Origin of the sequence: Janthinobacterium sp. FW305-129 (assembly GCF_020858115.1) — a bacterium.
Lineage (GTDB): Bacteria > Pseudomonadota > Gammaproteobacteria > Burkholderiales > Burkholderiaceae_D > Janthinobacterium.
Genome location: NZ_JACYMM010000003.1, coordinates 283333 through 295646, shown reverse-complemented (window position 1 = coordinate 295646; position 12314 = coordinate 283333). Strand labels below are relative to the sequence as shown.

The following is a 12314-nucleotide window of genomic DNA, read 5'->3' as shown; positions in this document are numbered from 1 at the left end:
CTCAGTCGCTGAAGTGGTCGAACGAGCTCAGTTGTAAATCCAGCGGCTGTCCCTGCGCATCGACCAGCCGCAAGCCTGATTGGGCTTCGATGCGGCCCACGCGCGTGACGGGCGTGCCGCAGCTGAGCGCCAGCGCGGCGATGGCCTCGCGCGAGGACGCTGGCGCCGTGAAGCACAGCTCATAGTCGTCGCCGCCGGCGGCCGTGTAGCGGCGGCGCAGGGCGGTGGCTTGCCGCGCCAGCACGGGGCCGGCCGGCAAGGCGTCGACGTCGAGCGTGGCACCCACCTGCGACGCTTTCAAGATGTGCCCCAGGTCGCCCGCCAGGCCATCCGAAATGTCGATGGCCGCATGCGCCAGGCCCGCTTCGGCCAGCGCGCAGCCGAGCGCCACGCGCGGCGTCGGCGTGTGCATGCGCGCGGCGGCAGTGGCCAGGTCGGCTGGCGCCAATTCGTGCTCCATGCGGTAGCCGGCCAGCGCCAGGCGCGCGTCGCCGACAGTCCCGCTGACCCAGATGTCGTCGCCCGCCACGGCCGCGCTGCGGCGCAGGGCCTGGCCCGGCGCCAGTTCGCCGAATACGGTGATGCAGATGTTCAGCGGGCCCTTGGTGGTGTCGCCGCCGATGAGTTCGCAATCAAAGGCGTCGGCCAGCGCAAACAGGCCTTCGGCAAAGCCGGCCAGCCAGGCGCGCTCCGCCTGCGGCAGGGCCAGGGCCAAAGTGAATGCCACGGGGCGCGCGCCCATGGCGGCCAGGTCGGACAGGTTCACGGCCAGGCTTTTGTGGCCGAGCATGCGGGCGTCGGCGCCGGCAAAGAAGTGCCGGTCCTCGACCAGCATGTCCGAGGAGATGGCGATCTGCTTGCCGGCCGCTGGCGTCATCAGCGCGCAATCGTCGCCGATGCCCAGGGTGGCGCGGCCGGGGCGCTGGCGCACGAAATAGTGTTTGATCAGGTCGAATTCGGAAAGCGCGTCGTGTGGGGCCATGGCGTAGTCTGGTCGTTGAATGATGGTGTGGCCCGGCTATTATAGGCTGGCCTACAATACGGGTCTTTGCCACTGCCGAACAACTTGCCATGCCCATTCTCGATATTCACGTCTTACTGCAATCCTGGCTCGATCACGGCTGGCTGCGCGACCCGCAAGCCGTCGGCTTGAACACCTTCGAGGCGCAGGAACTGGTGGCGTGGGGCTTCGACGCCATCAGCGACGGCGGCCAGCTGTGCCTGTACGAGGACGAACGCCTGTTCCGCAGGGGTCAGCGTCCCGTGCTGGCGTCGTTCAAGGCGTATCTGCAGCGCGGCCAGCTGGGCGCGAATGGACTCGATCTCGGTTACCAGGTGCACCTGGCCGGTTTCCTGCGCGCGGCGCGGCAACCGTTGCCGGCGTTTCGCGTGCTGCTGGAACAGGGCGGCCGCAGCGGCGCCCTGCTGTTCGACAGCGGCCTGGTGCTGCAGTTTGCCGCCAATTTGCGCGGCAAGCCCCGCCATTACTACCTGACCCTGGTCGAGGGGCACGTGGCCGATGCCCAGCTTGCGGACCGCGACAGCGATATCGACTTGCGCGCGGCCAGCGTGGGCCACGTCCAGGCCCTGTACGACAGCCGCGATCCCGCCGACCTGCGGCGCCTGGCCCGGCGCGGCAGTGCAGCGCTGCGCGAGCTGGCGCAGTTGCTTTCCTAGCCTTTCTTCGCCTGCGCCATGCCGTGCAGCAGCTTGGCCAGCAACTGGTCGAGCAGGCGCTGCTCGTCCGCGCTGAGTGCCGACAGCATCGCGCGCTCGTTGTCCACGTGCAGCAGCACCAGTTTTTCAATCAATGCCAGGCCCCTGGGTGTCAGGGCCACCAGCACGCCGCGCCGGTCCGTCGGGTGTTTCTGCCGTTCGATCAGGCCGGCCGCTTCCAGCCGGTCGATGCGGTTGGTCATGCCGCCCGACGACAGCATGGCCGCCTCGTACAGGGCCGTCGGCGTCAGGCTGCAGGGCGCGCCCGAGCGGCGCAGGGTCGCCAGCACGTCGAATTCGCCCGGCTGCAAGCCGTGTTCGGCGAACAGCGGGTTGAGCCAGTCGCGCGCCATCAGCTGCGCCACCGTGCCCAGCTGGCCCACCAGCTGCATGGCGGCGGTATCCATCTGCGGCAGTTCGCGCTGCCATTGTGCTGCGGCAAATTGCGCGCGCGTGTGTTCTTGCGGGGTATCCGTCATGGTGTATGCATGTATCTCGACATAAAGATAGATTTCTATCTTTATGTTAAGATACTTTTCATCAAGTGATTATGTCACGCATTAAACCATGTGCCTCCCTGCGAGGCAAGGACAACTCTGCCATGCCTGTTGAACGCCCCGTATCTTTCCCGCTGCCCTCGTCCGCCCTGCTGGTGGCCGCCATCATCCTGCTGGGCTTGAATTTGCGGCCCATCCTGGCCGCCATCGGTCCCTTGCTCGACAGCATCCAGGCCAGCACGGGCATCAGCAATGCCGACGCGGGCTTGCTGACCACCGTGCCCGTGTTCGCCATGGGCGTGTGCGCGCTGGCGGGCGCGCAGCTGCAGCGCCGCCTGGGCGTGGCGCGCGGCATTTCGCTGGGCATCGCCATCATCGCTGCCGCTTGCGCCTTGCGCTGGCCCTTGCATGGCAGCGGCGGGCTGATCGCCACGGCGGCCCTGGGCGGCCTGGGCATCGCGCTGGTGCAGGCGCTGTTGCCGGCCTTCATCAAGCGCCATTTCCCCGAGCGGGCGGGCCAGTTGATGGGCTTTTATACGACAGGCATCATGGGTGGCGCGGCCATCGCCGCCGCGTCCGCTTCACCGCTGGCGCAGTCGCTGGGCTGGCAGGCGCTGCTGGCCCTGTGGGCGCTGCCCGCCGTGGCCGCCGCGCTGCTGTGGCGCCGCGCCGCCGCCGCGCGCGTGGACGTGGCCGGCGGCGCGGGCGCCAGCCTGCCCGTGGGCAGCACACGGGCCTGGCTGCTGATGGTGTTCTTTGGTATCGGCACGGGCGCCTACACGCTGGTGCTGGCCTGGCTGCCGCCGTTTTACACGGAACTGGGCTGGAGCGCGGCCGACAGCGGCTTGCTGCTGGGCGCCCTGACCCTGGTGGAAGTGCTGGCGGGACTGGTCATTTCCAGTGTCATCCACCGCTTTCCCGACCGCCGCATCCTGCTGTTATCGGTACTGCTGGCCGTGCTGGCCGGCCTCGCTTGCCTGATCGTGGCGCCCGCGCAACTGGCCATTCCCGCCGTGATATTGCTCGGCTGCGGCATCGGCTCCTTGTTTCCCCTGTCGCTGATCGTCAGCATGGATCACGTGGCTGAGCCTGCCGGCGCCGGCGCCTTGCTCGGTTTCGTGCAGGGCGGCGGCTACATCATCGCCAGCAGCATGCCGTTCATCGCCGGGTTGATCCGCCAGCATTCGTCCAGCCTGGCCCAGGCGTGGATGGTGATGGCGGGCGGCGTGGTGCTGTTGCTGCTGATTGCCACGCGCTTTGCGCCGGGGGCGCGGCTGGCCGCTATGCGCTAGCGTGCGCATGGCGTATCGGCCAACTGATATATTTCGGCTATGAACATTGTCGACCACTATTTAGCCGGCTTGCGCCAGGCCATGCCGCCGGAGCCGCTGGCGGAACTGGCGCTGGCCAGCGGCGCCAGCGCGGCGCAACTGGACAGCTTGCGCCAGGCGTATCCGCTGTGCCCGGACAGCCTGCTGCGCCTGCTGGGCCACTACAACGGCACCTATTACCAGGAATATGCGGGCGGCATGGTGCTGGTGTACATGCTGGGCTCGGACGTGTTCGAGTATCCGTATTACCTGAGTTCCGTCGAACAGATCCTGGACGACCGGCAAGCGAACCAGCGCAGCATCGCCGATATTTACGGCCATTACCTGGAAGACGACCCCGGCATCGTCGACGCCCGCATCGACGCGGGCATCAAACAGGGCCAGCGCCTGTGTTTTTCGCATTGCATGAACAACGGCGGCTCCTCGCGGCTGTATGTCGATTTCACGCCCACGGCATCGGGCAAGGTGGGACAGGTCGTGCGCTTCCTGCACGATCCCGACAATTACCAGGTCATCGCGGACAGTTTCGATGCCTATCTGCAAATGCTGATCGATGAGGACTACGGCTTCCTGATCGAGGACAATTTTGAATAGTCCGGCCGCGCCGCCCTCCCTGCTGCCCGCCAACCGCCGCATCGTGCTGTCCGGCGAGGATGCGCTGCGCATCCTGCGCGAGATCGAATTTTTGTTGATATCGCTCAATAACATCGGCCGCCATTATTATCCCGACGGCGATGATGACGGCGCCGATGCCCAGCGCCGCGCACGGTATTGCGCCGAAACGACGCGCTTCATCGACGAGGAGCAAGCCACGACGCGTTTGGCGCTGATGCGCCGCATCCTGTCCGCGCCATTCGACACCAGCCTGGGCGACGACGACATGGACGATCTCGAGCGCGCCGTCGCCGCGCTGCCGCTGTGGCGCGCGCCCGGCCAGTCATCATAAAAACTAATTGAAATATAAAATTTGATAGTTTTTCCTGTTGAGGACGTTTGTGCCGCCGGACGGCCTTACAATGCTAGGTTATGCGTTTTCGTGATATCAGACTGTGGCTAGCGGAAAATACCTAGCTAATTGAAAGATTCGGTCTGATAAAATCGGAAGCACCCCGATCGACCAAACAGGAAGGCAGCACAGCATGGATTCGTCATCTGATAAAAAAGAAGAATTGCGTCAACAATTGCGCTTGGCCGCACTCGAGTACCACGAGTGCCCGCGCCCCGGCAAAATCAGCGTGACGCCCACCAAACAACTGACCAACCAGCGCGACCTGGCGCTGGCCTACTCGCCAGGCGTGGCGGCACCGTGCGAAGAAATCGTCATCGATCCGGCGAACGCCTATAAATACACGGCGCGCGGCAACCTGGTGGCCGTCATCACCAACGGCACGGCCGTGCTGGGACTGGGCAATATCGGCCCGCTGGCCGCCAAGCCGGTGATGGAAGGCAAGGGCGTGCTGTTCAAGAAATTCGCCGGCATCGACGTCTTCGACATCGAAATCAACGAATCGGACCCCGATAAACTGGTCGACATCATCGCTTCGCTGGAACCGACCTTCGGCGGCGTGAACCTGGAAGACATCAAGGCGCCCGAGTGCTTCTATATCGAGCGCCAGCTGCGCGACCGCATGAAGATTCCCGTCTTCCACGACGACCAGCACGGCACCGCCATCATCGTCGGCGCGGCCATCCTGAACGGCTTGAAAGCCGTCGGCAAGAAAATCGAGGACTGCAAGCTGGTCGTCTCGGGCGCGGGTGCGGCGGCGTTGGCCTGCCTGGACCTGATCGTCGACCTGGGCTTCCCGCTGAAAAACATCTACGTCACCGACTTGGCCGGCGTGGTCTACAAGGGCCGCGCGGAACTGATGGACCCGGACAAGGAACGCTTCGCGCAAGACACGCCGCTGCGCACCCTGGGCGAAGTCATCCCGGACGCCGACATCTTCCTCGGCGTTTCCGCCGCCGGCGTGCTGAAACAGGACATGGTGCGCAAGATGGCGCCCAACCCATTGATTTTGGCGCTGGCCAACCCGAATCCGGAAATCCTGCCGGAAGAAGTCAAGGCCGTGCGCAGCGACGCCATCATCGCCACGGGCCGTTCGGACTATCCGAACCAGGTCAACAACGTGCTGTGCTTCCCGTACATCTTCCGCGGCGCCCTCGATTGCGGCGCCACCACCATCACGCGCGAGATGGAAATCGCCGTGGTGCACGCGATCGCCGACCTGGCGCACGCCGAGCAGTCGGACATCGTGGCCACCACCTACGGCATCAGCAACCTGTCGTTCGGCCCTGAATACCTGATCCCGATGCCGTTCGACCCGCGCCTCTTGATCAAGATCGCGCCAGCGGTGGCCAAGGCGGCCGAGGATTCGGGCGTCGCCACGCGTCCGATCAAGGACTTGCAGGCGTACGCGGACAGTCTGCAGCAATTCGTCTACCGCAGCGGCACCTTCATGAAGCCGCTGTTCCTGATGGCCAAATCCACGCCGGCCGAACTGAAACGCATCGTCTACGCCGAAGGCGAAGAAGAGCGCGTGCTGCGCGCCGTGCAAGTAGTGGTCGATGAAAAACTGGCGCGTCCCATCCTGGTGGGCCGCCCGCCCGTGCTCGAAGCGCGCATCCAGAAGTTCGGCCTGCGCCTCAAGCAAGGCGTCGACTTCGACGTCATCAATCCGGACTTCGACGAGCGCTATCGCGATTACTGGAATACGTACTACGCCATGACCAGCCGCAAAGGCGTCACCGAGGAATACGCTAAACTGGAAATGCGCCGCCGCCACACCCTGATCGGTTCGATGATGATCCACAAGGGCGACGCCGACGGCATGATCTGCGGCACCTTCGGCACCACCCAGCTGCACCTGAAGTATATCGACCAGGTGCTGGGCAAGCGCGCGGGCAGCAATGTCTACGCCGCCATGAATGTGCTGATCATGCCGGAACGCCAGTTGGTGATGGTCGACACGCACGTCAACGAAAACCCGGATGCTGACCAATTGGCCGAGATCACCATCATGGCCGCCGAAGAAATGACCCGTTTCGGCCTGTCGCCGCGCGCGGCCCTGCTGTCGCACTCGAACTTCGGTTCCAGCGACAGCGCCTCGGCGCAAAAGATGCGCGCCGCGCTGGCCATTATCAAGGAACGCGCGCCGGATCTGGAAATCGACGGCGAAATGCACGGCGATACGGCCCTCGACAGCAAGCTGCGTCAAAAACTCATGCCGAATTCGGCACTGAAGAACGACGCCAACCTGCTCGTCATGCCGAACATCGAGTCGGCCAACATCGCCTACAACCTGGTGAAAACGGCGGCCGGCAACGGCATCGCCGTCGGCCCGATCCTGCTCGGCTGCGCCAAGCCCGTGCACATTCTGACGCCGTCGGCCACCGTGCGCCGCATCGTCAACATGACGGCCCTGTGTGTCGTCGACGCCGTGGCGCAGCGCAAAGCCTAAGGTTTTAGCTATTGCTTGAAAGCCGCGCCATCCGCAAGGGGGGCGCGGCTTTTTTACATCGGTGGCACGGGCAGGGCCGTGGCGGCCGGCTGGCGGCGCAGGTAATAGTAGCGGTACAGCAATATCTCGCCCCACACCAGCAGCAGCGTTAGCAGGGCGAACAGGCCCAGCGTGATCTTGAGCGAATTGAAATACGCGCCGGCCTGGCGCTTGATGGCGTCGATGAAGATCATCGGCACGGATTGATCGAGTTTGCTGAAGTCGGCCTGGCGCGCCACATCGGTGGTCAGGCGCACGGCCAGGTCGGTGCCCAGCGCGGCCAGCTCGCCCGTCGCCTGGCCACGGAAGTTGGCGCCCTTGAGCGCTTCGCCGAGCAGGCCGACCCTGGCGATCAGCTGTTCCTGCAGCACTTGCGTCAGCAGCACGCTGCCGCGGCGCAGGATGAATTCATTGATCCAGCGCGCCTTGCTGCGTTCCCAGTAGCTGCTGGACGTGGGCTGGTAATACATGCCTTGCACGAAGGGTTCGAGCAGGCTGCGCACGCTGATGGGCTGGCCCGGGGCGATCAGCTTGACCTGCTGCTCCAGGTAGACGCGCAGCGCCGGCATCTGTGCCTCGACCACGGGCTGCAAGTCGCGCTCGAGGGCCTGGTTGACCACGCGGTGCACGCTGTGCACGGCGCCAAACCCGCTGCCGAGGAGCGGCAGCGCGAGCAGGATCAACACATAGCTGAGCTTGGCGGCCACATGCCAGGCGGGCGGACGGCGCACCAGCAGGCATTTTTTGGCCAGCTGGTGGCAGATGCCGAGCGCCAGCACAAAGCCGAGCACGCCATACAGCAGCATCCACGGCAGGACGGTCCACAGCAGGTCGCTGCCGAACGGCGCCAGGGCGCTGCCCCAATTGATCAGTTGTTGCTTCATCTACATTGCCTTGATATGGAAAATCAGGCAAGTATAGCCATTGTGCAACAGAACGTGGCGCGCGGGACCTCAGTGCGCCATCAGCACGGGCAAGGTCATCTGGCGCAGCACGGTTTCCGTCACGCCGCCCAGCAGGATTTCGCGGAAGCGCGCGTGGCCGTAGCCGCCCATCACCAGCAAGTCCGCATGCACCTCGGCGGCCATTGCCAGCAGCGCCGCACCGATGTCGCCGATGGCGACGGTCTGGCGCACCTCGACGGGCACGCCATGGCGGCTCAGGTAGGCGGCGATGTCGGCGCCCGGATGGCGGGCCGGCTGCGCGTGGCCCGCGGGCGGGTGCAGCAGGGCCAGCACCACCAGGCGCGCCGCGCGCAGCAGCGGCAGGGCGTGGCCGATGGCGCGCGTCGCTTCCATGCTGCCGTCCCAGGCCACCACGACCGTGTTGTCCACCTGCGCGAATTGACCGCTGTGCGGCACGATCAGCACGGGACGGGCCGCGTTCAGCATCACGTAGGGCACCAGGTCGCTCATGGCGCCCGGCAGCGCCTCGCTGGCGTCGTGCTGGCTGAGCACCGTCAGGTCGCTGTAGCGGGCGCTGACGGCCATGCCGCCATCTTCATCGTCTTCGATCAGGCGCCGTTCCAGCGAGACGGCGCCGGCCTGGCGCGCCAGCGTTTCGAACTGGTCCAGCGCCTGCTCCGCCTGGCCGTGCAGGGCATTGATCTGCGCTGCCACGGCGCTGCCGCGCATGCCGCGGTTGTTTTGCAGGGTAAAGCGCGACATGCCCGTCATGGCGGCGCCGATCAGGTGCGCCTGGTGCGCGTGCGCCAGCCGCGCCGCGATGGCGATGCGCTGCGGCGCATGGCGCGACAGGTCGGCGTGGACGAGGATGGATTTGTAGGCCATGGTGTCATTCGCTAGTCAGGATGGCAACAAGGCTAGAACGGCAACACGGGCAAGTCCAGCATTGCCGTGCTGGACGGCGGTTTTCTTATGCGGCGCTTGACGTGGATCAAAAAAACACGGGCCATGACCTTTCGCAAGGCCGCCGCCAGGAAATTGCGAGGTGTTTGATGTGCATCAAAATGCCGGGTTCACCAGCAGCCATAATGGCCTTGAACTCCTTGCCCTTCCAGTGGTCTGCAACGGCGCCGGCGCCATCTGTCCGGCACTTCCTTGTGTGACGCAACAACGCTGGCCGTGGCGGGAGTTCACTTCTCGGCACCTTGCCTGGAGTCATGCTACATTCGCATCCTGTTTTTCTGAAAGGATGACGATGCCTTTAGGTAATCACGGTAACAACTTCTTGCAGCACAATCAGCAAGCCTGGGATGCGCAGGCTGCACGCGACAGTCCCTGGTCGCAGCCCGTCGACAGCGCCACCATCGCCGCGGCCCGTGCCGGGCAGTGGCAAATCCATCTGACGCCCGGCCCCTTGCCGGCCGGCTGGCTGGGCGAGGTGCGCGGCAAGCGCATCCTGTGCCTGGCCGGTGCCGGCGGGCAGCAGGCGCCCGTGCTGGCCGCCGCCGGCGCGCACGTCACCGTCTTCGACCTGTCTGAACAGCAACTCGCGCAAGACCGCATGGTGGCTGAACGCGACGGCTTGCAACTGGACACCGTCCAGGGCGACATGCGCGACCTGGCCCGCTTTGCCGACGCCAGCTTCGATGTCATCATCCACCCCGTGTCGAACCAGTACGTGCCCGATATCGCCCCCGTGTGGCGCGAATGCGCGCGCGTGCTGGCCGATGGCGGCGTGCTGCTGAGCAGTTTCTTCAATCCGGCCGTCTTCATCGGCGACCGCGATCCGCAATGGGCACAGCAGGGCTTGATACGTCCCCGTTTCGTGCTGCCGTATTCGGATGTGGAGGATATGGATGCCGATGCGCTGGCGGCGCGCATGGAGAAGGGGGAGGCGCTGGTCTTCGGCCATGGCCTGGACAGCCAGATCGGCGGCCAGCTGGCGGCGGGTTTCGTGCTGGCGGGTTACCACGAGGAAATGCATCCCCACCCGCGCTTTGAAATTGAAAAATTCCTGCCCAGCTTTATTGCCACGCGGGCCGTCAGGCTGGCGCGCGCGGCATAGCGGTCATTAGTTGTACGGCTGCAAGTCCAGCCAGACGGCGTACGACAGGCGCTTGCCATTCCACAGGCCGCCGCCGCGGATGACGGCGTCGCACGAGGTCAGCTGGCCCACCAGATCCATGCGGCCCAGGTTGCGGCGCAGGCGCAGCGCGTCGTTGTGCGACAGGTAGCCGACCAGCTGGCCATCGATGAAGACGGCGATGGCCTTGTCCTGGAACGGGTTGGCATCGTCGCAGACGAGCAGGGCCAGGCATTTTTCTTCCGCGTTGCCGGGACCGTGCTCGCCGGCCAGCCTGGCGATGGCGGGCTGGTACATCGCTTCGTTTTCCACTTCCGACGCAAAGCGCCCCTCATCGCTCCAGTGGTGCGCCGGTGCGCCGGCAGGGATCGCCGGCACGTACTGGCGCACGGAGACGAGCGGCTTGTGCAGCGGTTTGACGGGTGTGCGGCCGCTGAAGACGTAGTACAGCAGGGCGATGACGATCACGATGGCAAGCAGGTAAAGCATGGTATCTCTCTGATTTCTAAGGGGGGAGCCAGGGGCGCGGGCATGCCGCGCGGCGTTGCCGCTACTATAGCAAGTTCGCCGCCCGGTCCCGGGTAATTCTGGCCATGATCCGGCGCCGCCGGCGCAGTGCCAGCGGGTCGTTCAGCACGATGGGCGAGGCGCCCGTCAAGCCCGAATAGTACTGGCCGTGCCGGAGCAGGACGGTGGCGTAGTCGCGCAGCGCGTGGCCGTGCGCCAGCATGCGCGCGTCGCAATCGACCTCGATGGCAAAGCGCAGCCGGTGCAGCTGCCACCACAGGGGCAGGTTCCACGGCATGATCAGGATCAAGGCGTAGGCCAGGGCCAGCAGCTGCGGGTCGCGCGCGGCCAGCCGGCATTGCTCGTGCGCCAACAGCAGCGCCTGTTGCTGGGGCGGAATCAGTTGCAGCCAGACGGGCATCACGATACGGGGGCGCAGCAAGCCTGCCACGCAGGGGCCGATGCCGCCGCTCAAGTACACGAGTGTGCCCAGCAGCGATGTTTTCTGCCAGCGCCGCTGGTGCGACAGCAGCCAGACGCTGCGCAGCGCCAGCAGCGTCAGCATGCCTGCAGACGCCATAAACCAGCCCAGTTTCAGCTGCGCCTGCTCCGCCGGCATGGCCTTCAGCACGCCGGGCAGCCACGCCAGGGGCACGATGGCGGACGCGGCGATGGCCGCCAGCCACAGCCAGCGTGTCGCGCGCCCGCGCCGCTGCAGCACAGGCTCGGCGCGCCAGGCGCCGGCCGCCAGCAGCAGCGCCAGCGCCATGCTGCACAGCAGCCAGGCAGGCATCGGGCGCCTAGCGCTTCAGCGCCATGCCGACGGAGGCGGGCGCCGTATGCTTGAAACCGAACTGCGCATACAGGTCTTGCGCCTGGCCATCGGCGATCAGGCTGACGTAGGCGCTGTCCGGCACGTCGCTGTCGATGAACTGGCGGATTTCGCGCATGATCAGCTTGCCCAGGCCCTTGCCCTGGTGGGCCGGCAGCACGGCGATATCGACCACCTGGTAAAAACAGCCGCCATCGCCGATGACCCTGCCCATGCCGACCACCGTGTCGCCGAGCAGCACTTGTACGGCGAACAGGGAATTCGGCAAGCCCTTGGCCGCCGCCTCCGTGCTTTTCGCGCTCAGCCCGGCGGCGACGCGCAGCTGCTGGTAGGTGGCGATGGCGGGGATGGCCAGGCGGGTGGTGTAGGACGATGCTGCGGACAAGGCGTTCTCCTGTGCAATATGGATGGAATGGCCATTATAGGCGGCCAGCGCGGTTGGGGGCGGCACGCTTTATTCGCCGCGCCCTATGTCGTGCGCGGCGCTTTTGCGCTATGGTGGCGCCATCCCTTGAATTGTTGAAAGCATGCCATGTCCGCAGGATTTACCGCCACCGAATTGTCCGTCATCCATGAAGACGACGCCCTGATCACCACCCTGGCCGCGCCAGCCGGCAAAGGCGAGCCCGTCTACCTGATGCTGCAGCGCGCCGACGAATACGACGAGCAGGACGTGGCCACGGGCATGGACGAGCCGTATATCGAATACGGCGGCCAGGAATTTGCCTGGTATGGCCACATGCACGCCGTGATTCTGCATCCGAACCGCCTGTCCGTGCAGATGGATGCCGAGGCCGCCATGCAGATGGACGACGACGGCCAGATCGACGTGCGTTTCAACCTGACGCCCGAGCGCTACGCCCAGCTGCAGCAGGCGCTGCGCACCACGTTCGAGGGCTGCGATTACTACCGCGAGGAGCGTTGATCTGCGCGCACGACGCCGGCC

The 12314-nt window shown here is 65.4% G+C and carries 14 protein-coding genes; 7 read left to right on the top strand and 7 right to left on the bottom strand.

Annotation, left to right across the window (positions count from 1 at the left end):
• Position 1: 1 nt before the first annotated feature.
• Positions 2-982, bottom strand: coding sequence for a thiamine-phosphate kinase (gene thiL, locus IGS61_RS07675; protein WP_230539041.1), 981 nt, complete (start codon positions 980-982; stop codon positions 2-4).
• 89 nt (positions 983-1071) lie between these two features.
• On the opposite strand from thiL, the gene IGS61_RS07670 reads away from it, so the two are divergent.
• Positions 1072-1677 (top strand): hypothetical protein, encoded by a 606-nt coding sequence (locus tag IGS61_RS07670; RefSeq protein ID WP_230539040.1) that lies wholly within the window; start codon positions 1072-1074, stop codon positions 1675-1677.
• Here the strand turns inward: IGS61_RS07670 and IGS61_RS07665 are convergent.
• Positions 1674-2195: a MarR family winged helix-turn-helix transcriptional regulator gene (locus tag IGS61_RS07665; RefSeq protein ID WP_230539039.1), complete on the bottom strand. Its 522-nt coding sequence runs from the start codon at positions 2193-2195 to the stop codon at positions 1674-1676. The two genes, IGS61_RS07670 and IGS61_RS07665, sit on opposite strands and share 4 nt — an antisense overlap.
• Positions 2196-2317: 122 nt before the next feature.
• Between IGS61_RS07665 and IGS61_RS07660 the strand changes: the two genes are divergently transcribed.
• The 4 genes from IGS61_RS07660 to IGS61_RS07645 all read left to right on the top strand — a co-directional run bounded on the left by IGS61_RS07660 (position 2318) and on the right by IGS61_RS07645 (position 7002).
• Positions 2318-3505, top strand: a complete 1188-nt coding sequence (locus IGS61_RS07660; protein ID WP_230539038.1) for an MFS transporter — start codon at positions 2318-2320, stop codon at positions 3503-3505.
• Between the two features lie 39 nt (positions 3506-3544).
• Entirely contained in the window at positions 3545-4138 is a 594-nt protein-coding gene (locus tag IGS61_RS07655; RefSeq protein ID WP_230539037.1) for an SMI1/KNR4 family protein, read from the top strand.
• Positions 4131-4490: a hypothetical protein gene (locus tag IGS61_RS07650; protein ID WP_230539036.1), complete on the top strand. Its 360-nt coding sequence runs from the start codon at positions 4131-4133 to the stop codon at positions 4488-4490. Before IGS61_RS07655 ends, IGS61_RS07650 begins: the two co-directional genes overlap by 8 nt.
• A gap of 193 nt (positions 4491-4683) precedes the next feature.
• Positions 4684-7002: an NADP-dependent malic enzyme gene (locus IGS61_RS07645; RefSeq protein ID WP_230539035.1), complete on the top strand. Its 2319-nt coding sequence runs from the start codon at positions 4684-4686 to the stop codon at positions 7000-7002.
• A 53-nt stretch (positions 7003-7055) separates the two neighbouring features.
• Here IGS61_RS07645 and IGS61_RS07640 read toward each other — a convergent pair whose 3' ends face one another.
• A complete protein-coding gene (locus IGS61_RS07640) occupies positions 7056-7925 on the bottom strand; it encodes a hypothetical protein (RefSeq protein WP_230539034.1) in 870 nt (289 codons plus the stop codon).
• 69 nt (positions 7926-7994) lie between these two features.
• The gene (locus tag IGS61_RS07635) at positions 7995-8831 is read right to left on the bottom strand and encodes a universal stress protein (protein WP_230539033.1); all 837 of its coding nucleotides are present in this window, start codon (positions 8829-8831) and stop codon (positions 7995-7997) included.
• A gap of 370 nt (positions 8832-9201) precedes the next feature.
• Between IGS61_RS07635 and IGS61_RS07630 the strand changes: the two genes are divergently transcribed.
• Entirely contained in the window at positions 9202-10011 is an 810-nt protein-coding gene (locus IGS61_RS07630) for a class I SAM-dependent methyltransferase (protein ID WP_442908037.1), read from the top strand.
• Between the two features lie 6 nt (positions 10012-10017).
• Here the strand turns inward: IGS61_RS07630 and IGS61_RS07625 are convergent, their stop codons facing one another.
• The 3 genes from IGS61_RS07625 to IGS61_RS07615 all read right to left on the bottom strand — a co-directional run bounded on the left by IGS61_RS07625 (position 10018) and on the right by IGS61_RS07615 (position 11753).
• Entirely contained in the window at positions 10018-10518 is a 501-nt protein-coding gene (locus IGS61_RS07625; protein WP_230539031.1) for a hypothetical protein, read from the bottom strand.
• Positions 10519-10582: 64 nt separating this feature from the next.
• Complete coding sequence (locus IGS61_RS07620; RefSeq protein ID WP_230539030.1) at positions 10583-11329, bottom strand: M56 family metallopeptidase; 747 nt, start codon at positions 11327-11329, stop codon at positions 10583-10585.
• Between the two features lie 7 nt (positions 11330-11336).
• Complete coding sequence (locus IGS61_RS07615; RefSeq protein ID WP_268993777.1) at positions 11337-11753, bottom strand: GNAT family N-acetyltransferase; 417 nt, start codon at positions 11751-11753, stop codon at positions 11337-11339.
• Between the two features lie 147 nt (positions 11754-11900).
• Here IGS61_RS07615 and IGS61_RS07610 point away from each other — a divergent pair, with 147 nt between their 5' ends.
• Entirely contained in the window at positions 11901-12293 is a 393-nt protein-coding gene (locus tag IGS61_RS07610) for an Imm10 family immunity protein (RefSeq protein ID WP_070290944.1), read from the top strand.
• Positions 12294-12314 lie beyond the last annotated feature (21 nt).